Annotated in this window: 24 protein-coding genes and 2 tRNA genes; 7 read left to right on the forward strand and 19 right to left on the reverse strand. The window is 73.7% G+C overall.

The annotated features are described in order from the left end of the window. Positions 1 to 6 precede the first annotated feature (6 nt). Positions 7 to 573: a hypothetical protein gene (locus ACQEVU_RS04595; protein ID WP_433320984.1), complete on the forward strand. Its 567-nt coding sequence runs from the start codon at positions 7 to 9 to the stop codon at positions 571 to 573. Positions 574 to 576: 3 nt separating this feature from the next. Here the strand turns inward: ACQEVU_RS04595 and ACQEVU_RS04600 are convergent, their stop codons facing one another. Further along, entirely contained in the window at positions 577 to 1,602 is a 1,026-nt protein-coding gene (locus tag ACQEVU_RS04600; RefSeq protein WP_433320987.1) for an ROK family protein, read from the reverse strand. 91 nt (positions 1,603 to 1,693) lie between these two features. Between ACQEVU_RS04600 and ACQEVU_RS04605 the strand changes: the two genes are divergently transcribed. Next, complete coding sequence (locus ACQEVU_RS04605) at positions 1,694 to 2,596, forward strand: NADP-dependent oxidoreductase (protein WP_433320990.1); 903 nt, start codon at positions 1,694 to 1,696, stop codon at positions 2,594 to 2,596. Positions 2,597 to 2,727: 131 nt separating this feature from the next. Here ACQEVU_RS04605 and ACQEVU_RS04610 read toward each other — a convergent pair whose 3' ends face one another. Continuing rightward, positions 2,728 to 3,372, reverse strand: a complete 645-nt coding sequence (locus ACQEVU_RS04610) for a response regulator (RefSeq protein WP_433320993.1) — start codon at positions 3,370 to 3,372, stop codon at positions 2,728 to 2,730. Further along, positions 3,336 to 5,114, reverse strand: coding sequence for a histidine kinase (locus ACQEVU_RS04615; RefSeq protein WP_433320996.1), 1,779 nt, complete (start codon positions 5,112 to 5,114; stop codon positions 3,336 to 3,338). Before ACQEVU_RS04615 ends, ACQEVU_RS04610 begins: the two co-directional genes overlap by 37 nt. Before the next feature lie 132 nt (positions 5,115 to 5,246). Between ACQEVU_RS04615 and ACQEVU_RS04620 the strand changes: the two genes are divergently transcribed. Further along, on the forward strand, positions 5,247 to 6,158 hold the full coding sequence (locus tag ACQEVU_RS04620) for an ABC transporter ATP-binding protein (protein WP_433320999.1): 912 nt from the start codon (positions 5,247 to 5,249) through the stop codon (positions 6,156 to 6,158). A 1-nt stretch (position 6,159) separates the two neighbouring features. Beyond that, entirely contained in the window at positions 6,160 to 6,900 is a 741-nt protein-coding gene (locus tag ACQEVU_RS04625) for an ABC transporter permease (RefSeq protein ID WP_433321002.1), read from the forward strand. Here the strand turns inward: ACQEVU_RS04625 and ACQEVU_RS04630 are convergent. Further along, positions 6,897 to 7,499, reverse strand: a complete 603-nt coding sequence (locus ACQEVU_RS04630) for a cysteine hydrolase (RefSeq protein WP_433321005.1) — start codon at positions 7,497 to 7,499, stop codon at positions 6,897 to 6,899. The genes ACQEVU_RS04625 and ACQEVU_RS04630 overlap by 4 nt on opposite strands. A 67-nt stretch (positions 7,500 to 7,566) precedes the next feature. Between ACQEVU_RS04630 and ACQEVU_RS04635 the strand changes: the two genes are divergently transcribed. Continuing rightward, positions 7,567 to 8,397, forward strand: coding sequence for a phosphoribosylaminoimidazolesuccinocarboxamide synthase (locus tag ACQEVU_RS04635; RefSeq protein WP_433321008.1), 831 nt, complete (start codon positions 7,567 to 7,569; stop codon positions 8,395 to 8,397). A gap of 484 nt (positions 8,398 to 8,881) precedes the next feature. Here the strand turns inward: ACQEVU_RS04635 and ACQEVU_RS04640 are convergent, their stop codons facing one another. Beyond that, the gene (locus ACQEVU_RS04640) at positions 8,882 to 9,805 is read right to left on the reverse strand and encodes a proteasome assembly chaperone family protein (RefSeq protein ID WP_433321011.1); all 924 of its coding nucleotides are present in this window, start codon (positions 9,803 to 9,805) and stop codon (positions 8,882 to 8,884) included. A 51-nt stretch (positions 9,806 to 9,856) separates the two neighbouring features. Beyond that, entirely contained in the window at positions 9,857 to 10,507 is a 651-nt protein-coding gene (locus ACQEVU_RS04645) for a TetR/AcrR family transcriptional regulator (protein WP_433321014.1), read from the reverse strand. An 82-nt stretch (positions 10,508 to 10,589) separates the two neighbouring features. Here ACQEVU_RS04645 and ACQEVU_RS04650 point away from each other — a divergent pair, with 82 nt between their 5' ends. Together ACQEVU_RS04650 and ACQEVU_RS04655 are read left to right on the forward strand one after the other, a co-directional pair. Continuing rightward, complete coding sequence (locus ACQEVU_RS04650; RefSeq protein ID WP_433321017.1) at positions 10,590 to 11,516, forward strand: SDR family oxidoreductase; 927 nt, start codon at positions 10,590 to 10,592, stop codon at positions 11,514 to 11,516. A gap of 26 nt (positions 11,517 to 11,542) precedes the next feature. Then, the gene (locus ACQEVU_RS04655) at positions 11,543 to 12,271 is read left to right on the forward strand and encodes a TetR/AcrR family transcriptional regulator C-terminal domain-containing protein (protein WP_433321020.1); all 729 of its coding nucleotides are present in this window, start codon (positions 11,543 to 11,545) and stop codon (positions 12,269 to 12,271) included. 1 nt (position 12,272) lies between these two features. On the opposite strand, the gene ACQEVU_RS04660 is transcribed toward ACQEVU_RS04655, so the two are convergent. The 13 genes from ACQEVU_RS04660 to ACQEVU_RS04720 all read right to left on the reverse strand — a co-directional run bounded on the left by ACQEVU_RS04660 (position 12,273) and on the right by ACQEVU_RS04720 (position 21,957). Then, positions 12,273 to 12,917 carry a response regulator gene (locus ACQEVU_RS04660; protein ID WP_433321023.1) on the reverse strand — a complete coding sequence of 215 codons (645 nt, stop codon included), beginning with the start codon at positions 12,915 to 12,917 and terminating at the stop codon, positions 12,273 to 12,275. Then, the gene (locus tag ACQEVU_RS04665; protein ID WP_433321026.1) at positions 12,905 to 14,056 is read right to left on the reverse strand and encodes a histidine kinase; all 1,152 of its coding nucleotides are present in this window, start codon (positions 14,054 to 14,056) and stop codon (positions 12,905 to 12,907) included. Before ACQEVU_RS04665 ends, ACQEVU_RS04660 begins: the two co-directional genes overlap by 13 nt. Beyond that, positions 14,053 to 14,733, reverse strand: a complete 681-nt coding sequence (locus ACQEVU_RS04670; protein ID WP_433321028.1) for a YqeB family protein — start codon at positions 14,731 to 14,733, stop codon at positions 14,053 to 14,055. Before ACQEVU_RS04670 ends, ACQEVU_RS04665 begins: the two co-directional genes overlap by 4 nt. Positions 14,734 to 15,200: 467 nt before the next feature. After that, entirely contained in the window at positions 15,201 to 16,451 is a 1,251-nt protein-coding gene (locus ACQEVU_RS04675; RefSeq protein ID WP_433321031.1) for a vWA domain-containing protein, read from the reverse strand. Beyond that, the gene (locus ACQEVU_RS04680; RefSeq protein ID WP_433321034.1) at positions 16,448 to 17,626 is read right to left on the reverse strand and encodes an AAA family ATPase; all 1,179 of its coding nucleotides are present in this window, start codon (positions 17,624 to 17,626) and stop codon (positions 16,448 to 16,450) included. The genes ACQEVU_RS04675 and ACQEVU_RS04680 overlap by 4 nt, the downstream gene beginning before the upstream one ends. A gap of 36 nt (positions 17,627 to 17,662) precedes the next feature. Next, positions 17,663 to 19,156 carry an ankyrin repeat domain-containing protein gene (locus ACQEVU_RS04685; protein WP_433321037.1) on the reverse strand — a complete coding sequence of 498 codons (1,494 nt, stop codon included), beginning with the start codon at positions 19,154 to 19,156 and terminating at the stop codon, positions 17,663 to 17,665. Continuing rightward, positions 19,153 to 19,416: a hypothetical protein gene (locus ACQEVU_RS04690; protein ID WP_433321040.1), complete on the reverse strand. Its 264-nt coding sequence runs from the start codon at positions 19,414 to 19,416 to the stop codon at positions 19,153 to 19,155. The genes ACQEVU_RS04685 and ACQEVU_RS04690 overlap by 4 nt, the downstream gene beginning before the upstream one ends. Before the next feature lie 14 nt (positions 19,417 to 19,430). Continuing rightward, positions 19,431 to 20,219, reverse strand: coding sequence for an SDR family oxidoreductase (locus ACQEVU_RS04695; RefSeq protein WP_433321042.1), 789 nt, complete (start codon positions 20,217 to 20,219; stop codon positions 19,431 to 19,433). A gap of 28 nt (positions 20,220 to 20,247) precedes the next feature. Then, positions 20,248 to 20,322, reverse strand: a tRNA-Met gene (locus ACQEVU_RS04700). Between the two features lie 22 nt (positions 20,323 to 20,344). Beyond that, positions 20,345 to 20,417: transfer RNA gene (locus tag ACQEVU_RS04705), tRNA-Asp, on the reverse strand. Further along, positions 20,408 to 20,815: a VOC family protein gene (locus tag ACQEVU_RS04710; protein WP_433321045.1), complete on the reverse strand. Its 408-nt coding sequence runs from the start codon at positions 20,813 to 20,815 to the stop codon at positions 20,408 to 20,410. Before ACQEVU_RS04710 ends, ACQEVU_RS04705 begins: the two co-directional genes overlap by 10 nt. Before the next feature lie 73 nt (positions 20,816 to 20,888). Next, positions 20,889 to 21,338 (reverse strand): hypothetical protein, encoded by a 450-nt coding sequence (locus ACQEVU_RS04715; protein WP_433321048.1) that lies wholly within the window; start codon positions 21,336 to 21,338, stop codon positions 20,889 to 20,891. Between the two features lie 28 nt (positions 21,339 to 21,366). Further along, entirely contained in the window at positions 21,367 to 21,957 is a 591-nt protein-coding gene (locus ACQEVU_RS04720; RefSeq protein ID WP_433321051.1) for an RNA polymerase sigma factor, read from the reverse strand. Positions 21,958 to 22,004: the final 47 nt, after the last annotated feature.

The following is a 22,004-nucleotide window of genomic DNA, read 5'->3' on the forward strand; positions in this document are numbered from 1 at the left end:
TCCGATGTGGTGGGACTTGTCGCCGCGATCCTCGCCCTCCTTGTCGCCGGGGCGGGGACGTTTCTGGCCTGGCAGGCGCTGCAGGCCGTCCGGCGCGGCGCGGTGGCCGCCGCCGAGCTGGTCGCCGCCCACCGCTTGGCCGAGGACCGCTCCGACGCGGAGCGCGTGTGCGCGTGGGCCGTCAGCGAGCGTGAGACGTTCGAGAAGATCATCACGCGGGGCGTGGTCGGGGCGGCGGTGCGCAATGCGTCGCAGGCCCCGGTGTACGACATGGAAATCGTCTTCCGGGATCCTCCCGCGGCGTGGACCGCGATCCGGCGCGTGCGGATCGTGCCGCCGGGGGAGGCCCCCGAGGTGTACGCCGGGTTCGACCAGGAGGAGACCAACGGCCCGGTCGAGCGGGAGCGCATCAACGAGGACGGCACGATCCGGCTCGCCCCGTCCGCCGACATGCACGTCGAGCTGCGCTTCACCGACGCGCGGGGGCGCCGGTGGCAGCGCGACGACAAGGGCGTGCTGAACCAGCTCGCCGAGAACGTGGCGAGAGCGCCCGCCCCCGTGGAAATGGCGTAAGTTTCAGGCGATGACCGTGCCGGCGGCGGCGATCGCCGCGCCCCGGGCGCCGGCCATGTCCCGCTCGGGCACGAGGGCGAACTTCGCGACCTTCGACTGCTCCTCGCGCAGCAGCGTGTGCTCGCGGACCCGCTCGAGGAACCAGTCGCGGAAGTGCGGGACCGCCTCGACCACGCCGCCGCCGACGAAGTAGCAGTCGGGGTCGGTGAAGTTGGCCGAGATCGTGAACAGGCGGCCCAGGCCCATCGCCTGCTGCTCGAAGATCCGCAGCGCCAGCTCGTCGCCCTGCTCGGCGTAGGAGCGGACCTGCTTGGCCGCGATCTTGATCGACTCGGCGCCGTGCAGCGGGTGGTCGGGGTAGCGGGTCAGCCAGTACGGCAGCAGGTTGCGCACGATCCCGGTCAGCGACGACACGCTCTCCACGTCGCCGAGGAAGCCGCACCCGCAGCTGGGCAGCGGCTGGCCCTCCTCGAGCAGGCCGTGCAGCGGGATGTGCACGTGACCGAGCTCGCCGGCCATGCCGGCCGCGCCCTTGATCACCTTGCCCTGCTCGATGACGCCGCCGCCGAGGCCGGTGCCGACGATCGCCGAGACCGAGGACCGCTCGTGCGACTCGGCGCCGAAGTACACGTGGTGGGCGTAGAGGGCGGCCGCGTTGCCGTCGTTGTTGTAAACGACGGGCAGCCCCAGCCGGGTCTCCAGCGCGCCGCGGAAGTCGTAGCCCCACCAGGCCGGCTGCGAGAAGTTCGTCGCGCCCTTGGAGGAGATCACCCCGTCGGCGCTGGCCGGGCCGGGCGTGTCCAGCCCGACGGCGACGACCCGGGAGCGCTCGACCTTGGTCACGGCCAGGATGTTGTCGAACGCGCCGGCGAGCGCCTCGACGGCCACCTCGGGCCCCTCGAGCACCCGGCTCGGCACCTCCACGAGCCCGTCCACCAGGAACGTGCCTTCGTGATCGAGCACCGTGGCGTTGTTCGCGGTGCCGCCATTGTCGAGCCCGACAACGACCCAGTCCTTCGCGTTCACCATCGTCCGACTCCCTGTTTACATGCCGCGCGCATGCACGCTACCGCATTTCCCGTTGACCTCAACCGGGCTTCAAATTGCACAGTCGGTACCCATGAGAGCTGCTGCGTTCGCCGAACCCGGTCCGCCCGACGTCCTGACCCTGCATGACCTGCCCGAACCGCAGGCCGGGCCCGGCCAGGTCCGGGTCCGGGTGGTGACGGCCGGGGTCCAGCCCTTCGATGCCGGCCTGCGGCGCGGGTGGGTGCCGCCGTACGCGACCGTCACCCTGCCGCAGATCCCCGGCAACGAGTTCGCCGGCGTGGTCGACCAGGGCACCGACGAGATCCCGGCCGGCACCGAGGTGCTCGGCTTCAGCGTGTTCAACGCCTACGCGGAGTACGTCGTCGTCCCGGCCGACCAGGTCACTCCGAAGCCGGCCGGGGTCTCGTGGGAGATCGCCGGCGGGTTCACCGCCGGCTGGCAGACCGCCCGCCTGGCGCTGTCGGCGATCGGCGTCGGCCCCGGCGACACCGTGCTCATCAACGCCGCCGCGGGCGCGACCGGCACGGCCGGCGTCCAGCTCGCGCGCCTGGCCGGGGCCACCGTCATCGGCACGGCGAGCGAGGCCAACCAGGACTATGTGCGCTCGCTCGGCGCGGTTCCCGTGGTGTACGGCGAGGGCCTGACCGACCGCGTCCGCGCCCTCGCCCCGCAGGGCGTCACCGCGGCGATCGACGGCGCCGGCGGCGACGCCCTGGCGACCTCGCTCGAGCTGGTCGAGGACCGCAAGCGGATCATCACGCTCGTCGCCCACGACCGCATCGAGGAGCTGGGGCTGGGCAGCATCCAGGGCCGGCGCAGCGCCGACGCCCTGGCCGAGCTCATCGCCCTGTACGCCGAGGGCCGCACCTCGTGGCTGGTCCGCCGCGTCTACCCCCTCGCGGACGCGGCCGCGGCCCACCGCGAGATCGAGACCGGCCACGGGCGGGGAAAGATCGTGCTGAGCGTCGCCTGATCGGCGCCGGCTCGCGGTGACTACGCGCGGACCTGGCGGGCCCGGGAGTCACGGACAGCGACCACGACGGACATCGCGGTAGCGCTGATCTTCGGAATTTGTGGTGTGCTCCCGGGCCCCGGGCCGGTCGGTCAGGCGCCGTTCTGCAGGTAGGCGAGCACGGCCAGCACCCGGCGGTTGTCGTCGTCGGACACGGGCAGGTTCAGCTTGCCGAAGATGCTGGCGATGTGCTTGCCGACGGCGCTTTCGCTGAGGTACAGCTGCTTGCCGATGGCGGCGTTGGAGCGGCCCTCGGCCATCAGCGTGAGCACCTCGCGCTCGCGCGGCGTCAGGGTGGCCGAGGACGGGGTCGGGCGGGCGACCAGCCTCGCGATCACCGTGGGGTCCATGACGGTGCCGCCGGAGGCGACCTGGCGTACCGCATCGATGAACTGGTCGGCGTTGAACACGCGGTCCTTGAGCAGGTAGCCGACCGCGCCGGTGCCGTCGGCCAGCAGCTCCCGCGCGTACAGCTGCTCCACGTGCTGGGAGAGCACCAGCACGGGCAGGCCCGGCACCTCGCGGCGGGCGGCGAGCGCGGCCTGCAGGCCCTCGTCGGTGAAGCTCGGCGGCAGCCGCACGTCGACCACGGCCACGTCGGGGCGGTGCTCGAGCAGCGCGGCGAGCAGCGCCGGGCCGGTGTCGACGGCGGCGACGATCTCGAAGCCGTGGCTCTGCAGCAGCAGGACCAGCCCGTCCCTCAGGAGGTAGAGGTCTTCGGCGAGGACAACGCGCACGGCAGCTCCAGCGTCGCGACGGTCGGCCCCCCGTTGGGGCTGTGCAGGGCCAGGGTCCCGTCGAAGGTACCCAACCGGCGCTCGATGCCGCGCAGGCCCGTGCCGCGCGACGGGTCGGCGCCGCCGTCGCCGTCGTCGGTGACCGTGACGCGCAGCAGGCTGTCGCGGTGGCGGATGTCGACGGTGACGTGCTCGGCTCGGCCGTGGCGCACGGCGTTGGCGAGCAGCTCGCTGACCGCGAAGTACGCCGCCGACTCGACCGGTGCGGCCAGCCGCCCCGGCAGCCGCCCGATGACGGTGACGTCGGCCGCGGTGTCCAGGGCGAGCGCCCGCACCGCGTCGGGCAGGCCGCGCTCGGACAGCACCGGCGGGTGGATGCCGCGGACCAGGTCGCGCAGCTCGGTCAGGGCCGTCTGCGACGTCTCCCGGGCCTGCGCCAGGAGCCGCCGGGCGGCGTCGGGGTCGGTGTCCATGAGCCGCTCGATCGCGCCGAGGGTCAGCCCGACCGAGATGAGCCGGGCCTGCGCGCCGTCGTGCAGGTCGCGCTCGATGCGGCGCACCTCGGCGGCCTGGGCGTCCACGGCGTCGGCGCGGGTCTGGGTGAGCCGCTCGACCCGCCGGCGCAGCTCCTCCTTCGCCGTCGGCCGCAGCAGTACCGCCGTCCAGCGCGACACCAGCCGCAGCACCACCGGCGGCACCGCCAGGGCGAGCCCCGTGAGCAGCACGCCGGTGACGAGCCCGGCGAGGCGGTGGCCGGCGACCGCGCCGTACCAGTCGCTCCATTCGGCGCCGAAGGCCTGCGTCCAGACCCACGGCAGGGCGAGGCCGAACACGCCGTACACCGCGGCCAGCGTCGGCAGCCCGGCCAGCACGCCGGTCAGCAGCGCGTCGGCCGGCAGCCACAGCAGATCGCGCCACGCCGCCGCGTCGTTCCAGACCCACTGCCAGCGGGCGCCGAACTCCGCCATGCTCTCGCTCTTGAAGAGGCTGTTGCCGACGCGGTACATCCCGTCCGGCCGCAGCTGCGGACGCGGCCGCGGCTTGTAGGGGCGCTCGATCCGCACGCCGGCCCATCCGGCGAGCTGCCGGCGCAGGTTGACCAGCCACCGGTAGTGCGTGAGCCCCGTCGGGATCAGGAAGACGATGCCCAGGCCGAAGCCGAGCGCGAAGCACACCAGCGTCACCGCGAACAGGGCCAGCTGCGTGAGCGCGCTCAGGAACAGCAGGGCGCAGCGGGCCCAGGCCAGCAGTACCGCATCGCTGCGCCGGGGCCGGCGGGCCGCCTTGGTGGCCGGTCGCAGCCGGCGGCCGCTCCACGCGGCGACGGCGCGCACGGTCAGCGGCGCCACCGGCAGCCCGATCGGCACCAGCAGCAGCACGACGAACGGGAACAGCAGCTGCCAGGTCAGGTCGCGGTGGGTGGCCGGGTCGTCGGCGATCCACTGCATCCGGCCGAAGTACGCCGGCCAGCGCGGCGAGCGGTACAGCGTGCTCTCGTGCCGGTAGAGCCCCTCCTCGTCCGGCTCCGGCGGGGCGGGCGCGGGGCGGTACCACTCGGGGATCTCGCGGCCGAGCCAGCCGCCGAACAGCCGGCGGCAGTAGCCCGTCAGCCGCCGCGCCAGCTCCAGGCCGACGACGAGGATCGCGCACAGCAGCAGGATCGAGCCCAGGAAGGCGAGGAAGACGAGCACGGCCAGGCCGAGCAGCTGCGCGCTGCGGGCCAGCCCCCGGAGGTACGTCATGCCGTCAAGCCTCATTTCCCCCGTCCGCTCGTACATCGGCCCTGGCTACCGGGCGGGGGTGTAGCTAGCCCCACCCCGGTCCGGCGCCCAGCGCCATTCTGCCGAATCCCGCGGTTCGGCAGGGTTTTCGCTATGACAGTCATCGAGGTACAGCGGCTGGAGAAGCGCTACGGCGACCGCGCGGCGGTGCGGGACGTGTCCTTCACCGTCGAGCGCGGCGAGATCTTCGGCATCATCGGGCGCAACGGCGCCGGCAAGACCACCACCGTCGAGGTCGTCGAGGGGCTGCGCAGGGCCGACGGCGGCACCGTGCGGGTCCTCGGCCGCGATCCCGCGGATCCGGCGGTACGCCAGCGCCTCGGCGTGCAGCTGCAGGAGTCCCAGCTGCCGGACCGGCTGCGGGTCGGCGAGGCGATGGCGCTCTTCGCCTCGTTCTACGAGCGCCCGGCCGACACCGGCGAGCTGCTCGAGCGGGTGGGGCTGGCCGGGCACGTGCGGCAGCAGTACAAGAAGCTCTCCGGCGGCCAGAAGCAGCGCCTGTCCATCGCGCTGTCGCTGGTCGGATCGCCCGAGGTCGCGGTGCTCGACGAGCTGACCACCGGCCTGGACCCGCAGGCCCGCCGGGACACGTGGCAGCTCATCTCGGCCGTGCGGGACCGCGGCGTCACCGTCCTGCTCGTCACCCACTTCATGGACGAGGCCGAGCGGCTGTGCGACCGGATCGCCGTCATCGACGCGGGCCGCACGGTCGCGATCGACACCCCGTCCGGGCTCATCCGCCAGGTCTGCGGCGGCGTGACTGTCACGTTCCGCCCGTCGGCCCCGATCGAGGCCGAGGACCTGGCCGCGGTGCCCGGCGTCGCCGCCGTGCGCGCCGCGGACCACCTGTGGACCGTGACCGGCACCGGCAACCTCGCCCACGAGGTGTCCGCCGCGCTCGCCGCCCGGGGCGTGGTCCCGCTCTCGCTCAACATCGTCCAGGCCGACCTCGAGACGGCCTTCATCGCACTGACCGGCGATCGCGCTGACCGCAGGGAGTCCTGAGATGCGCGCACTGGCCTCGCTCGTGGTGGTCGAGACCCGGCTCATGCTCCGGGAGGTGGGCGGACCCATGTTCACGGTCCTGTTGCCGGTCGTCCTGCTGGTCGTGGTCGGCCTGACGGACAGCGTCCACAAGCCTGACCCGGCTCTCGGCGGGCACCGCGGCATCGACACCGTCATCCCGTCCATGTCCGTGATGCTGTCCATGGCCATGGCGGCGTTCTTCATGCTGCCGGTCGTCCTGGCGAACTACCGCGAGCGCGGCGTGCTGCGCCGGTTCGCGACCACTCCGGTGCGCCCGGTCGCCATGCTCGGCGCCCAGCTGGTCATGAACGCCGGCGTGGTGCTGTTCTCGACGCTGCTCACTCTGGTCATCGGCGTCGCCGCGCTGGACATGCACCTGCCCGACCTGCCGCTGGTCGTCCCGACGCTCCTGCTCGGCCTGCTGGGCCTGTTCCCGATCGGCCTGCTGGTGGCGTCGGTGGCCGGCAGCGCGAAGGCGGCGACCGGGTACTCGCTGGCGATGTGGTTCCCGTCGGCGTTCTTCGCCGGGTTGTACGTCCCGGTGGAGTACATGCCGCGGGTGCTGCGGCGGATCGGGGACTTCACCCCGTTGGGCGCGTTCCGCCAGGCCGTCCAGGCGGCCTGGGCCGGCGAGGCCCCGCACCCGCTGCACCTGGCGGTGCTGGGCGCGAGCTTCCTGATCGCCGGCGGCCTGGCGGTCCGCTACTACCGCCCGGCCTAGAACTGCGCCGCGAACTCCTCCGCGGTCATCGGGGTCGAGAACATGGGGAAGTCGTACTTCAACGCGTTCTCGTGCTCCTCCTGCGACGTGGCCGCGACGCAGTCCTGCAGGGTGATCACCCGGTAGCCGTGCTCGTAGCCGGTGCGCATCGTCGACTCGACGCAGCAGTTGGTGAGGAACCCGCCCAGGGCGATCGTGGTGATGCCCTTGCTGCGCAGGATGAAGTCCAGGTTGGTGCTGGCGAACGTGTCCAGCCCGCGCTTGCCCTCCACCACGATGTCACCGGCCTGGGGCGCGAGATCGTCGACGATCTCGGCGCCCCATCCGCCCTTCACGAACGCGTTGCCGTCGACGACCCCCTTGAGGATCCCGTACGGGTGGGAGGTGATTTCGTTGTACCCGGGCGCGAAGGTGATCGGCGCGTGCACGATGGTCGCCCCCGCGGCCCGCGCCGCGGCCACGGCCTTGCGGGTGTTGGCCATCATGTCGGTCTTCTCCATGACGCCCTGCACGGCGCCGTGGAACGCGCCACCTTCGGAGACGAAGTCGTTCTGGTACTCGATGAGGACGACGGCGGTCTTGGCGGGATCGAAGCTCATGGGGACCTCCTCCGGCGTTGGAGTCGTGACGCCGATCACCCTACGCCCGCCAGCTAGGCTGAGCGGCGTGGAACTCCTGCACTCGGGCAAGGTCCGTGACGTGTACGCCGACGGCGACGACCTGGTGCTGGTCGCCTCCGACCGCATCTCGGTGTACGACGTGGTCCTGCCGACGCCGATCCCGGACAAGGGCGCCGTGCTCACCCGCCTGTCGCTGTGGTGGTTCGAGCAGCTGGCCGACATCGTCCCGAACCACGTCATCTCGGCGACGGACGTCCCGGAGGAGTTCGCCGGCCGCGCGATCCGCTGCCGCCGCCTGGAGATGCTGCCGGTCGAGTGCATCGCGCGCGGCTACCTCGCGGGTCTGGGCCTGTCGGAGTACAACTCCCGGGGTGAGGTTTCCGGGGTGCCGCTCCCGGCCGGCCTCGTGGAGGGCTCGCGCCTGCCGGAGCCGGTCTTCACCCCGACGACGAAGGCGGCCGTCGGCGAGCACGACGAGTTCGTGACGCTGGACGAGGTGCGCGACCAGATCGGCAAGGACCTGGCCGACGAGCTGCGCGACCTGACCCTGCGCGTGTACTCCCGCGGCGCGGCGCTGGCCGCCGAGCGCGGCATCGTGGTGGCCGACACGAAGCTGGAGTTCGGCCGCACCCCGGACGGCACGCTGGTCCTGGGGGACGAGGTGCTGACCCCGGATTCGTCCCGCTTCTGGCCGCTGGACCGGTGGGAGCCGGGCCGCACGCAGTTCTCGTTCGACAAGCAGCAGGTGCGCGACTGGTCGCTGTCGAGCGGCTGGAACAAGACCGCTCCCGGCCCGCAGATCCCGGACGAGGTGGTGGCCCTGACGCGGGCCCGCTACATCGAGGTGTACGAGCGCCTGACCGGCACGTCCTGGTAGCCCTCGCGCGGCGCTCGCCGGCTGTCCGACATGTCGGGCGCTGGCGCGCCACGACATGTCGGATTTATCCCCTGCCGGGCGACAAATCCGGTACCCGCGCCCTGCGGTCCGTCGGCGCCGGGGCGTCGGCGACGGTTCCCTCCGGGATCATGCGAGACCGCGCGCGACAAATCGGACATCCCATGATCCGGGAGCGATAAGGTCGCCCGGGCGTGCCTGCCCGGACTCGCGCGCAGGTCGGCCGGGCGTGCCCGCCCGGACTCGCGCGCAGGTCGGCCGGGCGTGCCCGCCCGGACTCGCGCGAAGCGCGGAAGAACGCCGGCGGTGCGGCGCTGCGGCTGCGCGGTTAACGCTCCCGGATCATGGCAATGCCCGATTTGTCCCGGCCGCGCAAATCCATGATCCAGGGGCGAAACCGTCGCTTGCGCGCAGCCCGAACGCGACCGCTCCGTTCGGGTGCGCAAAAACGAGCCGCGCGGCCGAGTCAGCCGAGCGGGGGCTCGTCGCCGCGGGTGTGCTCGGCCAGGAACCGCTCCAGCTCGGCCCCGATCTCGTCCGCCGTCGGCAGCGGCGCCGGCGAGTCGGCCAGCAGGTTGGTGTTGCCGGCCCGGCCGCGGGTGAAGGCGTCGTACTGCTCCTCGAGCGCCCGCACCAGCGAGGCCGCCTCGTCGGCCTGCGCGATCTGCACGTCGATCTCCGCGCGCACCGTGTCCGCCGCCGCGTGCAGCTCCTCCAGCGGGACCCGCAGCCCGGTGGCGTCGGCCAGGCAGGTGAGCAGCTTCTCGGCCGCCGCCGGGAACTCCGCCTGCGCCACGTAATGCGGCACGTGTACCGCAAAGCCGAACGCGTCCCGATCCTGCTGGCCGATGCGGTACTCGAGGAGGTTGGCGACGCTGCCGGGAACCTGGACGCGCTGCAGCCAGGGCTCGAAGCCGGCGATGAGGTCGCGGCTGGTGCCGTGGGCGGTCACGCCGGTCGGGCGGGTGTGCGGGACGGCCATCGGAATGGCGGTGAGGCCGACCGTGGCGCGCACGTCGAAGCGCTCGATCAGCTCGAGGACCGCGGCCGTGAACCGCTCCCACTGCAGGTCCGGCTCCGGGCCGTCGAGCAGCAGGAACTCGGTGCCGTTGGCGTCACGCAGCACGCGCAGCAGCAGCTGGGGCTGCTCGTAGTGCTCCCAGTGGTCCTCGACGAACAGCATCGCCGGGCGGCGGCCGCGGTAGTCGTAGACCTGGTCGATGTCGAACGTGGCGACCGTGCGCGGCGACCCGACGGCCAGCAGGTGCTCGCGGGCGAGACGACTGGCGTTGCCGGCGTCGACGAAGCCCGTCAGCGCGTGCACGAGCACCGGCCGGGCCGGCGCCGGCAGGTCGTCCGTGAGCTCGTAAAGTTCGCTGGGGTTCAGCACCGCGACGAGTCCTTCCCTCTGTTTAGTCCTGCAACCCTTCGGTACGCCCGATCATTCCATCCGGCCGATTCCGCCCGACGCCGCCCAGGGATTGGTGAGGATCGCGTAGACCAGCTCGTCCACGGCCGGCGTCAGCGAGGTGAACGACGGGCCGGCGCCGGTGTACGGGTCCGAGACCTGCAGCATCATCTCGTGCACGCCGCCGACGAGGGCGATCGCGAGCAGCGGCGACAGCGCCGGGATGGCCGGGTCGGCCGCGCGCGCCTCCTCCACCACCTCGACCAGCGCGTCGGCGAAGCGGCGCTGCATCTGCTGGCGCAGCCGGAACGCCTTCGGGCCGGCCGCCTGGATCTCGACCAGCAGCGTGCGGGTCACCGCGGGCATGCTCTCCAGCGCGGTGAGGTACGCCGTCACGCCGCCGTTGATCAGTTCCTTCCACCCTTCTCGGCCTTCTCCGGTCTGGCCGCCCGCGCCGGCCGCGGTGCGCACCACGGCCAGCAGCTGCTCGCAGCCCTGCTCGTACAGGGCCATGAGGCAGGCTTCCTTGTCGGCGAAGTGCTCGTAGAACGTGCGCTTCGACACCCGCGCGTGCATGACGATGTCGGCGATCGTCGTCGCCGCGTAGCCCTTCCCGGCGATCGCCTCGGCCAGACCGCCCGTGAGGTCCTGCCGCAGCTCCTCGGCGGTCCTGGTGCTCGTCATGCGGCTGCCTCGACCTTTCGCGAGAATGTCTACGGGTGTTAGTTTGCCTGGTACTGAACGGTACCGCCGATGGGAGGCCCCGATGAGGCGAAGCTTGTCCGGTCAGGTGGTGCTTATCACGGGGGCCGCACGCGGCATCGGCGAGCACACGGCCCGCCACGCCGCCGCCCGCGGTGCCAGGCTCGCCCTCGTCGGCCTCGAGCCCGAGCGGCTGCGCGATCTCGCCGACGAGATCGGGGCCGTCCGGTTCGCGGCCGACGTGACCGACCAGGCCAGTATGGCGGCCGCGGTTGAAGGCGTGCTCGAGGCCTATGGCCGCATCGATGCCGTCGTGGCCAACGCGGGCGTCGCCAGCCGCGGGACGATCGCCACCGGCGACGTCGAGGCGCTGGTCCGCACCGTCGAGGTGAACCTCATCGGGGTCATGCGCACCGCCGCCGCGTGCCTGCCGCACCTCATCACCGCCCGCGGGTACCTGCTCATCGTCGCCTCGGCCGCGTCCTTCGCGGCGCTGCCGGGCATGGCGCCGTACTGCGCGTCGAAGGCCGGCGTCGAGCACTTCGGCAACGCCCTGCGCCTCGAGGTCGCCCACCACGGCGTCGACGTCGGCATCGCGCACCCGTCGTGGATCGACACCGACCTCGTCCGCGACGCCAAGGACGACCTGCCGGCGTTCAAGGACACGCTGCACCGCCTGCCGCCGCCGCTGGGCTCGACGACCTCCGTCGACCGCTGCGCCGCGGCGTTCGTCGACGCGCTGGAGCGCCGCCGCCGCAAGGTGTTCGTGCCCCGCAGCGTCATGATGGTGTACTGGCTGAGGACCTTCCTCAACAGCCGCCCGGCCCAGGCCGCGGTGGCCTCGCAGGCCCGCCGCAGCGTGCCACTCATGGAGGAGCAGGTCCGCACGCTCGGCCGCGGCTTCGGCGCGCACACCGCCGCGGCGCTGCCCAAGCCCGCCTCGGCGCCCGCGCCCTCGCCCGGGTTCATCGCGGACCGCTATCACCGGTAGCCGGCCGAGTGCGGCAGACTACGGAGATGCCGACGGACGCGCCCCGACCGCCGATCTGGGCGCGCCCGGAGCCGAGCGCCCGGGCGCCCCGCTTCAGCCGTGAGCGCATCGCCGCCGCGGCGCTCGAGATCGCCGACGCCGACGGGATCGAGGCCGTCTCGATGCGCAACGTGGCCGCGCGGCTCGGCGCCGGGACGATGACGCTGTACAACTACGTGGAGACGAAGGACGAGCTGTTCGCCCTCATGGACGACGCCCTCATGGCCGAGGCCGTGGTCCCCGACGGCGAGCTGCCCGCCGGCTGGCGCGAGGCGACGGCGGTGATCGCCCGGCGGACGTGGGCGGTCCTGACCCGCCATCCGTGGGCCATCTCGCTGCGGCAGGGCCCGGCGCTCGGCCCGAACGCGATGTACCACTTCGAACAGAGCCTGGCCGCGCTCTCCGGCACCGGCCTGAGCGTCGCCGCCCGCTTCGACGTCCTCGCCACCGTCGACGCCTACGTGTTCGGCAGCGCCCTGCGCGCGGCCGATGCGCGCGGCGGCGCCGAGACCGAGCGCGCGGACGTCGAGGCCCTCATCGCGTACGGCATGCAGCAGCTCGCCACCGGCCGGTTCCCGAACGCGGCGGACCTGCTCGGCGGCCGCGACCCGCGCGACGCCGACGTCGCCGGCCCGCCCACCGACCCGGCCGGCGTCGCGGCCCAGTTCGAGCGCGGCCTCCAGGCGGTCCTCGACGGGATCGCCGGCTGGATGTAGCTCAGGCCTGCCGCGACTCGTGCACGAGGATCGCGACCTGCACCCGGTTGGTGCACCCGAGCTTGCCCAGGATCCGCGACACGTACGTCTTCACGGTCGCCACGCTCATGTGTACGGCCGCGCTGATCTCCGCGTTGGAGCGCCCCTCGGCCACGGCGTCGGCGACGTCGCGCTCCCGCGGCGTCAGCACGGCGAGCGTGCGCCGGGCCGCCTCGCCGCGGTCCTCGCCGGCGACGTGCGCGATGAGCTGCCGGACCACCGAGGGGGAGAGGGTCTGCTCGCCGGTGGCCACCCGGCGTACCGCATCCAGGATCGCCAGCGGCGGCGTGTCCTTGAGCAGGAACCCGTGTGCCCCCAGCCGCAGCGCGCGCAGCACGTGCTCGTCGCTGTCGAACGTCGTGAGCACGATGACCCGCGCGTTGTCGGCCTGCAGCCGCTCGAGCGCGGCGAGTCCGTCCAGGCGCGGCATGCGGATGTCCAGCAGTACCACGTCGGGCCGCTCGGCCCGCACCATGCGCACCGCCTGGGCCCCGTCGGCCGCCTCGCCCACGATCTCGATGTCGGGATCCCCGCCGAGCACCATGCTCAGCCCGGCCCGCACCAGCGCGTCGTCGTCGGCGACGACGACCCGGATCACCGCTCCCACGGCAGCCAGGCCTCCAGCGTGAAGCGTGTTCCTTCAGCGGTACGCCGGGGTCCGTGCCGCATCCGCCCGCCGGCCAGCGCCACGCGCTCGGCCAGCCCGACGAGCCCCGAGCGCGACCCCGGCAGCCCCGCCGCCACCGGCCCCGACGGCAGCGGATTGCTCAGCCGCACGTACAGCCGGTCCGGCTCCTCCTCGCACCGCCGCATCACCACCGACACCTCCAGCCCCGGCGCGTGCTTGCGCGCGTTGGTCAGCCCCTCCTGCACCAGCCGGAACGCCGTCCGGTTCACCGCCGGCGCGAGCGTCGCGGGCTCCTCGACCCCGTTGTCCAGCCGCACCGCCGTCCCCGCCCCGCGCGCCTCGTCCACCAGCTCGCCGAGGTCCGCGAGATCCTGCCGCGGTCGCAGGTCGTCGTCCGCGCTGGTTCGCAGTACACCCAGAATCTCCCGCAGTTCCTCCATCGCCTGGTGCGCGCTGGCCCGGATCGTCGCGCCCGCCGCCGCCACCTGCGCCCGGCTGAGGTCACCCCGGATCTCCAGCGCCCCCGCGTGCAGGCTGATCAGCGAGATCCGGTGCGCGAGCACGTCGTGCATCTCCCGCGCGATCCGCTGCCGCTCGAGCCCGCGCAGCACCTCGGCCCGCTGCCGTCCATCCTCCTCGGCCCGCACGGCCCGCTCCCGCAGCGAGGCGATGAGCTCCCGCCGCGCGCGCACCGCGCTGCCCCACCCCACCACGATCGCCATCAGCGCGAGCCCCAGCCCGGTCGCCCCGACGACCTGCAGGTCGGGATCGGGGTACCGCACGCTGAACGGAATCTGCACCACGACGTGCGCCGCCGCCACCCACAGCGCCGTGCGCAGCGGCCGGTGCACGGCCACGGTGAACACGGCGATGGCCGCCGCCCCGCCCGCCAGGTCGGTGATCGCCACCGGAACCAGCATCAGCAGCGCCACCGCGACGGGGTACCTCCGCCGCCACCACAGCAACACGAACGCCGGCACGGCGACGGCGACCGACACGAGCAGCCGCTCGTCGGAGATGATCCCGCTGTCGAGCGCCGCGGCCGCCGCCATCAGCGCCACGAGCACGCTGATGACCGTGCCCGCAACATCGACGGCGAGGTTGCGCACCCGCCTCACGGCTTCACCAACGGCCGCCAGTACTGCACCTTGTCGCCGTCGCGCACCGTGTACCCGAGCTTCTGCACCTCGTCCCGCAGCTCCGCCGCGTCGGCGCCGCCGCCCCCTTCCAGCGCCTTCGCCCGCGCCGCGAGCAGCGCATTGACGGACCCCGGCAGGTCCGGCAGGTCGGGCACCCACCGCCGAAACAGCCCGTCGTACGGATCCTCATCCACCCACGGATACCCGTGCGCCGCGAAAGCTTTGCGAACCCGCGGCCGCTCGGCGTTCTCGAGCCGATCCCGCACCACCTGCCGTGACTCCCGGTCAAGCACCACGAGCTGCCGCCCTTCCACGAAGACGGCATCGACATCGCTCTTCGCCACGGTACGCCGGGAGTCCCCCTTCTCCACCACCAGCCCTTCGTCGCCGACGATCACCCGCAGGGCCTCGTGCACCGCGATGAACCCGATCGCGGCCCCCAGCAACGCCCCACACGCGACCGCACCCGCCAGCCCCCAGCCGCCGTCGAGCCGCTCGACCAACCGAAGCGGCCCCCCGAACGGCGCCCACCGCAGCTGCAGCACCCACCGCGCGACCGCCGGCAGCGCCCATCCGATCAGCCCGCCCAGGAGCGGAAACCCGCCGAGGACAACCACCCGATCGGAGCGCGAAAGCCCAAGCACGTGATCCGCCATGCCTCTCACGCTAGGCACCCCACCGCGCCCCGGACAGTCGCCAAAAGTCGTCTGTGCTGCCGGCGAGCTCCCCTCCACCCGGGCCCCCCTCCGCGCGGCAGGTGCGCTTGTCGCATGGCGCGGCATGGCGGTGCCTGTCTCGCGGCGCGAACGGCGCGGTCGTCCCGGTGCGACCCGTTGTCCGGCACCGGGCGGTGCGGCGCTTGCAGCTCGGCGGGTCGGTGCTTGTCGAACGGCGCGAACGGCGTGGTCGTGCCGGTGCCGGTGCGTCGGCTGGCATCGGCCGTGGCGGTGCTTGCGGCACGGCGGGTCGGTGCTTGTCGCGCGGCGCGAACGGCGTGGTCGTGCCGGTGCCGGCCCGTCGGCCGGCACCGGGCGTGGCGGTGCCTGTCGCGCGGCGCCAACGGTGCGGTGCCGGTGCGTCGGCCGGCACCGGGCGGGGGCGGGCTTCAACGGAAGGGCAGGCGCTACCGGCCGCGGCTGGTGGGGTTGGGCGTGTCGGTGATGTGGACGGCCTCGATCCAAGCCGGCGGAAGCGGCGGCCGCTCGCCCACCAGCCCCGCGATCAGCCGGCAGCCGGTCGGCTCTTCCGGCCACGGGGTCAGGCCGTCGGTGAGGACGACGATGATGTTCGGCGGCTCGGCGGCCGCGCGGGCGCGCGCGATGCCGACGCGCATGTCGGTGCCGCCGCCCCCGCTCAGCTGGACCTGGTCGGCGGTCGTGACGCGGGTGACGGCGTGCACGTCGGCGTCGCAGGCCAGCACCGTCACCCGGTTGCCGCGGATGCCGACCGCGCGCAGCACGCCGGTCACCTCGGCCAGCGCGGCGCCCAGCTCCTCGGTGCCCATCGAGCCCGAGGTGTCGACGACGATCGCGACGCGCGGCAGTGGACGGCGCAGGCTCGGAAGCACCACGCGGGGGAGGGCGGCGCCGCGGCGGCCCGGGCGGGCGTAGGTGTAGTCGACCGCACCGCTGGCCCACACGACCGCCTGTCGCAGCGCGCCGGTGAGCAGGCGGCGCCAGTCGACGACCGGCTCGGCGATCTGGTCCGCCCAGCGCTGCCAGCCGGCCGGCACGTCGCCGCGCGAGCGCGCGTGCGCCCGGATCGCGTCCGCCGTCGACCGCCGGATGGCGTCCGCCTCGATCGGGCTCACCTCCGGTGCGCCGCCGCCCGCGAGCTCGCCCGGCACCGGCACCCCGTGGGCGCCGGAGCCGCACTGGACGTGCATCGCGGCCGTGGGGGGAATGCCCTGCAGATACTCCTCGAACAACCGCCCCGCCGGCAGCCCGAACGTCTTCGGCTCGACCCGGCTGGCCGGCAGCGTGAGCCGATCCGCGACCAGGTCGTCGTTGATCTCGCAGTCCTGGGCGAGATTGACCCGGTAGTGATCCGAGCGGTCGGCGTGCGTCAGCCGGTCGGCCCGGCCGTGGTGGTCGCGCAGCAGGTGCGCGACCTCGTGGATCCAGACCCCGGCGAGCTCCTCGACGGGGTGCGCCGAAACGAAGTCCGGGTTGACGTAGAGGCGCCAGTGCCGGTCGACGCCCATGCTGCCGAGGTGCCAGGACGGCACGACGGACAGCGCATAGAGCGCCGAGGCCAGGTAGGGCCGCGCCGTCGCCGCCCGGTAGCGCGCCGCCAGCAGCCGGGTCCGATCGAGCTCGCGAGCCGCCGGGCCCCGCGCGAGGGCCGGTCCGGGCGGGCGGTCGGTCGCGGTCATCGCATCGCGCCCGACAGCCGGAGAATGTCGACGAACGCGTCGACCGTGGGCGGCACCGGCCAGGTCTTCTCCCGCATGGCCGCCAGGTCGGCCGCCGCCCGCGCCGCCACGTCCGGCACGCCCGCCTCGACCGCCTTGGCGAGCACGGTCCAGGCGGCCTCCCAGCGAGGGCGGGTCGTGTCCGACTGCACGGCCGAGACCACCGCCGTGAGGAAGGCGAGCTGGCGGTCCCCGCGCTCCGGCAGCGCGAACGCCTCCGGGTTGGCCAGCACGCGGTTGGGGTCGGGCAGGTCGAGCTCGTCGAGGTAGTTGATGAGCTCCAGGCCGGCGCCGTCGCCGATGGCGCCGATGACGGCCGTCGACAGGGCCTCGCGGGACGCGTCGCTGGCCAGGGCGAACGTGAGCAGGCGCAGGGCCATCTCCCAGGTGCGGGGGGAGGGCCAGGCGCCGCCGCGGGACTCGGCGTCGGACGGGAGGTGGTGGGTGAGGCCGGGGCGGGCCGTGAGGAAGCCGGACAGGGTGCCGCGGGCGCGGGCGAGCGCGGAGCCGGCGCGGCGCGGGTCGATGCGCGGGATGTCCGCCGTCGGCCAGGTGCCGGCGAGGCCGCGGGCGACCACCGCCGGGTCGTGGGTCCAGTGCAGGTGCACGAAGCGGTTGGCCAGGGGCGGGCTCAGGTGCCAGCCGTCGGCGGCGCTCGCCGGGGGGTTGGCGGCGGCCACGACGCGGACGCCGGGCGGAAGCTCGAGGCTGCCGACGCGGCGCTCGAGCACGACCCGCAGCAGGGCCGCCTGCACGGCGGGCGGGGCCGAGGACAGCTCGTCGAAGAAGATGAGGCCGACGCCCTGGCGGGTCAGGCGGATCGCCCAGTCCGGCGGGGCCATCGGCACGCCCTGGGTGGCGGGGTCGTCGCCGACGACGGGCAGGCCGGCGAAGTCGGAGGGCTCGTGGATGCTCGCGATGACGGTCTCCATCGGCACTTCGAGGCGGTCGGCCAGCTGCTGCAGCGCCGCCGACTTGCCGATGCCGGGCTCGCCCCACAGCAGCACCGGCAGGTTGGCCGACACGGCCAGGGCGAGGGCCTCGAGCTGCACGTTGTCGCGCCGCTCGACCCGGGTCGCGCGGGTCGCCGCGAGCAGCTCGTCGGCCGCGGCCAGCAAGGTCAATGCCTCCGTCATGCCGCCGAGAGTAGCCGCGGGGTCTGACAAAAAACGTCAGGGCCTGAGCGGATCGAGCAAGGCCAGATCGGGGCGGTGACGGCGGTAGTCGTCGACCAGGGTGTCGCCGATGTCGTCCGCGACGTCGGTGCGCGCGCCCGCATCGATCAGCGACCGCACCAGGGCCACGGAAGCGTTGCCGTGTATGGCGGTGTGGAGCGCGGTGCGGCCCCGCCGGTCGCGGGCGTCGACGTCCAGGCCGGCCGCGAGCAGCCGGGAAAGCAGCTCCGGCAGGAAATGCAGCAGGGTACGCCCGTGCGGATCCCGGGCCAGGGGGTCGACCCCGGCGTCGAGCAGCCGCAGTACGCCGGCCAGGTCGCCGTGCTGGGCCCGCAGCATCAGGTCGCGGCGCTGCTCCTCCAGGCGCCGGGGCAGCCGCGCCGAGCGGTCCCGCCAGGCCTGCGCGGCGGCGAAGCAGCCCTGCAGCTGCCCGCCGAGCGCCAGCAGCGTCTCCTCGCGCCGCCGCTCGTCGTCGGAGTGGGGCACGGTCAGGCGGCCGCCGGACCAGCCGAGCTCGTGCCACTCGCCGCGGCACCGCACCCGCACCGGGCCGTCCCACGGGTCCGCGCCGGCGTACGACGATCCGCTCCAGAACGGCGCCAGCACCGGCCCGACCAGCGGATGCAGCTGCGCGGGGGAGAGGACGCCGAAGCGCAGCAGGTGCAGGTCGATCGGGCGCAGGTACTCCGCGACCGGCACCCGGTCCGGCGGCCGCGACCCGTTGTAGCCCATCGCCTTCGTCCACTCGCCGAACGGCCGGTCGGTCTGCAGGTCGTGCACCCGCAGCTCGCCGTAGTGGGAGACGTCGAACGACGCCGTCGGCCCGCCCCGCTCCCGCGCGGCGGCCAGCAGGCACGACGGGTCGGCGTCCAGCCGGACGAAGGAGAAGAGGAGCTGCCGGTTGCGGAACAACGCGTGCCGGTCGCCGGCCTCCTCGCTCGGCGGCGGGATCTCCACGCCCGCCGCGGCCCACGCCTCCAGGACCCGGCCGGCGTCCTGCAGCCGCAGCATCTCCAGCGCGCGCGGCCCGCTCACGGCGCCGGCGAGCTCGCCGGTGCGCCGGGCGTCCCAGAGGTACCGCCGGTGGGTCCAGTCCTCGACGGCGAAGCGCCCGTCGTCGAGCGAGTCGAGCACGACCAGCGTCAGCAGCTGCGGGCCCGGCCCGACCCGCGGCGTCTGCATCACCAGGGCGGCGTCACCGCGCTGCACCAGCACGACGCGGCGCCGGGGCGAGAGCGTCGTGTCACCGCGGGCCACGTTGCGGGGCAGGTGCCAGCGCACGAGGTCGGGCGCCAGGAACTGCAGATCGTCGGCGAACCGCGCCAGCTGCGCCGGGCTCGCCTCGATCCGCACGCCGGCCTCGGCGCAGGCGGCCCGCCAGCCGCCGGCCAAGCGGGCCTCGGTGGCCGCCGCGATCATGGCCGGCGGCACGGCGTGGCGCCGGACCCGCCGCCACGCCCCGAGGGCGGCCGGCGGGACGAGGGCACTCACCGGTACACACTCACGATCTCGCTGGCCAAGGGCGGCTCGCCGCCGGGCAGCAGCTCGGCGAGGGCCCGCCTGACGCGCCGCGGCACGTCGGGGCCGAGCGTGAGGCGCCGCAGCGCCGCCCGGCCGGTCTGCCCGTCGGGCTGCAGCGTGCCCAGCGGGAACCGTTCGGTGCCGGCCACGCCCGCGGGGTCGTCCAGCCGCGCCAGCAGCGGCTCGAGGAGCGTCAGATCCGCCGGCGGTACCGCGGGCGCCGCCACCACCGGACAAGCGATCTCTACCAATGCACCACCCGATAGTCCTTGAGGAAGACGCCGTGCACCCGGTCGCCGTGCACGCCGCGCACGATCGGGTCGTAGACGCGCGCGGCGCCGTCGACGACGTCGAGGGGCACCCGGAAGCCCCGCGCGCGCAGCCCGTCGCGCGCCGGCTGCGGCCGCTCGTCGGTGACCCACCCGGTGTCGACGCTGGTCACGTGGATGCCCTCGGCCGCGTACTGCTCGGCGATGGTCCGGGTCAGCATGTTCAGGCCGGCCTTGGCCATGTTGGTGTGCGGGTGGTTGGGCGTCTTGCGCTCGCGGCTGAAGCTGCCCTCCATCGCCGAGACGTTGACGACGTACCGGTCGGGGAACGGCGAGGCGCGCAGCAGCGGCCGCAGGCGCCCGGTCAGCAGGAACGGCAAGCCGATCTTGATGCGGCCGCCGGTGACGAGCGCCCGCCGGCCGGTGAGGTCGCAGCGGGCGGTGCGCCGGGCGCCGTTGCCGGCCGCGCACCCCGCGCACATCTGCGGGTAGTCCAGCGGTACCGCGCGATAGGGCGACTTGCAGACGTAGCAGCGACGTTGGCGTACCAGATCCGGATCATCGGCCGCGGGCGCGCTCAGCAGGCGTCGGTCGTGCTCGCTCGACGCCCGGCGACGGGCCGTTCGCTGCTGTTTTTTCTGCCGTTTGTACGCCCGGTCGACCGCGGCCCGCACCGTCCGCGCCCGCTCGTCGCCGGGCTCCGCGTCGCCGACGGCGGCGAGGACGCGCAGGCACGCCTCGACGTCGGCGGGGTCCAGCGGCACCGCAGTATGGTAACCAGCCTCGAGAGGGGCGGACCGGCCGGAATCGAACCGGCGTCCTCGCGGAGTATGGGTCCGCGCGCGACGACCTCTGCGCTACGGCCCGCCGGTCGCGCAGCCTACCGCGACGAGGCCGGTCGGAATCGAACCGACGTCCTCCAGCCTGATGCGCCGGCGCGACGACCTCTGCGCTACGACCTCGCCGGCGCGAAGCTTACCGGCCGGACCCGGGGCTGATAGAGCTGGTGCAGCACAAACGTGTTGCCGTCGGGGTCGGAGAAGCTCGTGATCCTCGAGAACGGGCCCTCCTCGATCGGCGAGTCGAAGATGATGCCGCGCTCGGCGAGCTCCGCGTAGGTCTTCTCAATGTCGTCGGTGTCCAGCACGATGCCGCGCAGCGAGCCGGCGGGCATCGACTCGAACCACGTGACGAGCGTGAAGGACGTCTGGCCGTGCTTGGGCGCGACCTCGACCCAGCGGCGGTCGCCCTCGTCGTTGTCGCTGACCAGCACCCAGTCCAGCGCGTTGACGTAGAAGTCGCGGGCGCGGTCCTGGTCGGTCACGGGGATGGACACGATCTGCACGTGGTCGATGGGCATGGCCGGCTCCTCGCAACGTCGCGGCACCTTTTCCGCACGGTACCGCGGCTGACCAGGAGTTCTACGGCGATCCCTACAATTGCACCCATTCTGTGCGCAGCGGCACGAATGCCCCCTCGACCAGGGGTTCGCAGCGCAGCCGGACCGGCCCGGCGGCCACGCCATCGACCCGGAAGCGCCCCTCGTCGTCGGCGGCCGTCTCGTGCGACCCGCCCGGCGACTCGACCACGACCTTGGCCGGCACCACCGGCGCGAGCTCGCCGACGACGTCGACGGCGCCGGCCCGCGGGGTCACCTGGACGTCGATCGTCAGCGCACCGCCGAGGAACGTGAGCACCCGGGGCGTGCCGCCGCGCACGGCGATGAGCCGGTCCAGCGAGTCGCGGACCAGCTCGGCCAGCGCCGCGTCCGGGTCGCGCCACGCCAGGCTCGCCCGGGCGGCGGCCAGGACGTTGGGCGGCACCGGGTCGTGACGACCGGCGATCTCACGCAATGAGCTCAGCACCTCTTCCTCCCCGATCATCGGGTCGGCCCTGCCCAGCAGCAGCGGGTCATATCGAAGCCGCCAATCGTCGGCGCAGCGTGCCCAGGCAGCGCTTGCGCGTCGGTCCAATGCTGCCGATCGGCACGTCGAGCGCGGCCGACACCTCGGCGTAGCTCGGCGGCGGATCGGCGATGAGCACCCGCAGCAGCTGCTGGCACTGGCCGGACAGCGCGCGGAACTCCTGCCAGAGCATGGCGTCGCGCTCGTCGCGCAGCATGCCCGCGTCGGGCTCGTCCTCGACCGGGGCGAGGCCGATCTGCACCCCGAGGTGGCCGACGAAGTCGCCGGCCGAGCCCGCGGGGACGTCGCGCCCGCCCTTGCGCAGCAGCGCGATCGCCTCGCGCCGGGCGGTCGTGGCGAGCCACGAGCCGAGCTTGTCGGCGTCGCGCACGTCGTCGACGTGCTCGACCAGGCGCAGCCAGGTCGCCTGGCTCACGTCGGCGGCGTCGGACTGGCCGAGGGAGAAGCTGCGCGCCACCGACCACACGAGGTTGGCGTACCTGTCCACAATGGACTCCCACGCCTGCTGGTCGCCGGCCGCGGCCGCCCGCAGAAGTGCCGCGTTTGCGTGCTCATCGGGACTTTCGGGGTCGGCCATGGCTCCGAAGACTAGCATCGCGCCACCCGGGCACCGGGGTGCGGCGA

Origin of the sequence: Dactylosporangium sp. CA-139066 (assembly GCF_050936175.1) — a bacterium.
Classification (GTDB): Bacteria; Actinomycetota; Actinomycetes; order Mycobacteriales; family Micromonosporaceae; genus Dactylosporangium.

What these genes read in the sequence shown, in the direction of transcription:
- ACQEVU_RS04600 (WP_433320987.1), bottom strand. Translation starts at nt 1,602, where the DNA reads ATGGTGAACGCGAAGGACTGGGTCGTTGTCGGGCTCGACAATGGCGGC.
- ACQEVU_RS04605 (WP_433320990.1), top strand. Translation starts at nt 1,694, where the DNA reads ATGAGAGCTGCTGCGTTCGCCGAACCCGGTCCGCCCGACGTCCTGACC.
- ACQEVU_RS04615 (WP_433320996.1), bottom strand. Translation starts at nt 5,114, where the DNA reads ATGACGTACCTCCGGGGGCTGGCCCGCAGCGCGCAGCTGCTCGGCCTG.
- ACQEVU_RS04620 (WP_433320999.1), top strand. Translation starts at nt 5,247, where the DNA reads ATGACAGTCATCGAGGTACAGCGGCTGGAGAAGCGCTACGGCGACCGC.
- ACQEVU_RS04625 (WP_433321002.1), top strand. Translation starts at nt 6,160, where the DNA reads ATGCGCGCACTGGCCTCGCTCGTGGTGGTCGAGACCCGGCTCATGCTC.
- ACQEVU_RS04630 (WP_433321005.1), bottom strand. Translation starts at nt 7,499, where the DNA reads ATGAGCTTCGATCCCGCCAAGACCGCCGTCGTCCTCATCGAGTACCAG.
- ACQEVU_RS04645 (WP_433321014.1), bottom strand. Translation starts at nt 10,507, where the DNA reads ATGACGAGCACCAGGACCGCCGAGGAGCTGCGGCAGGACCTCACGGGC.
- ACQEVU_RS04650 (WP_433321017.1), top strand. Translation starts at nt 10,590, where the DNA reads ATGAGGCGAAGCTTGTCCGGTCAGGTGGTGCTTATCACGGGGGCCGCA.
- ACQEVU_RS04655 (WP_433321020.1), top strand. Translation starts at nt 11,543, where the DNA reads ATGCCGACGGACGCGCCCCGACCGCCGATCTGGGCGCGCCCGGAGCCG.
- ACQEVU_RS04670 (WP_433321028.1), bottom strand. Translation starts at nt 14,733, where the DNA reads ATGGCGGATCACGTGCTTGGGCTTTCGCGCTCCGATCGGGTGGTTGTC.
- ACQEVU_RS04675 (WP_433321031.1), bottom strand. Translation starts at nt 16,451, where the DNA reads ATGACCGCGACCGACCGCCCGCCCGGACCGGCCCTCGCGCGGGGCCCG.
- ACQEVU_RS04680 (WP_433321034.1), bottom strand. Translation starts at nt 17,626, where the DNA reads ATGACGGAGGCATTGACCTTGCTGGCCGCGGCCGACGAGCTGCTCGCG.
- ACQEVU_RS04710 (WP_433321045.1), bottom strand. Translation starts at nt 20,815, where the DNA reads ATGCCCATCGACCACGTGCAGATCGTGTCCATCCCCGTGACCGACCAG.
- ACQEVU_RS04715 (WP_433321048.1), bottom strand. Translation starts at nt 21,338, where the DNA reads ATGATCGGGGAGGAAGAGGTGCTGAGCTCATTGCGTGAGATCGCCGGT.
- ACQEVU_RS04720 (WP_433321051.1), bottom strand. Translation starts at nt 21,957, where the DNA reads ATGGCCGACCCCGAAAGTCCCGATGAGCACGCAAACGCGGCACTTCTG.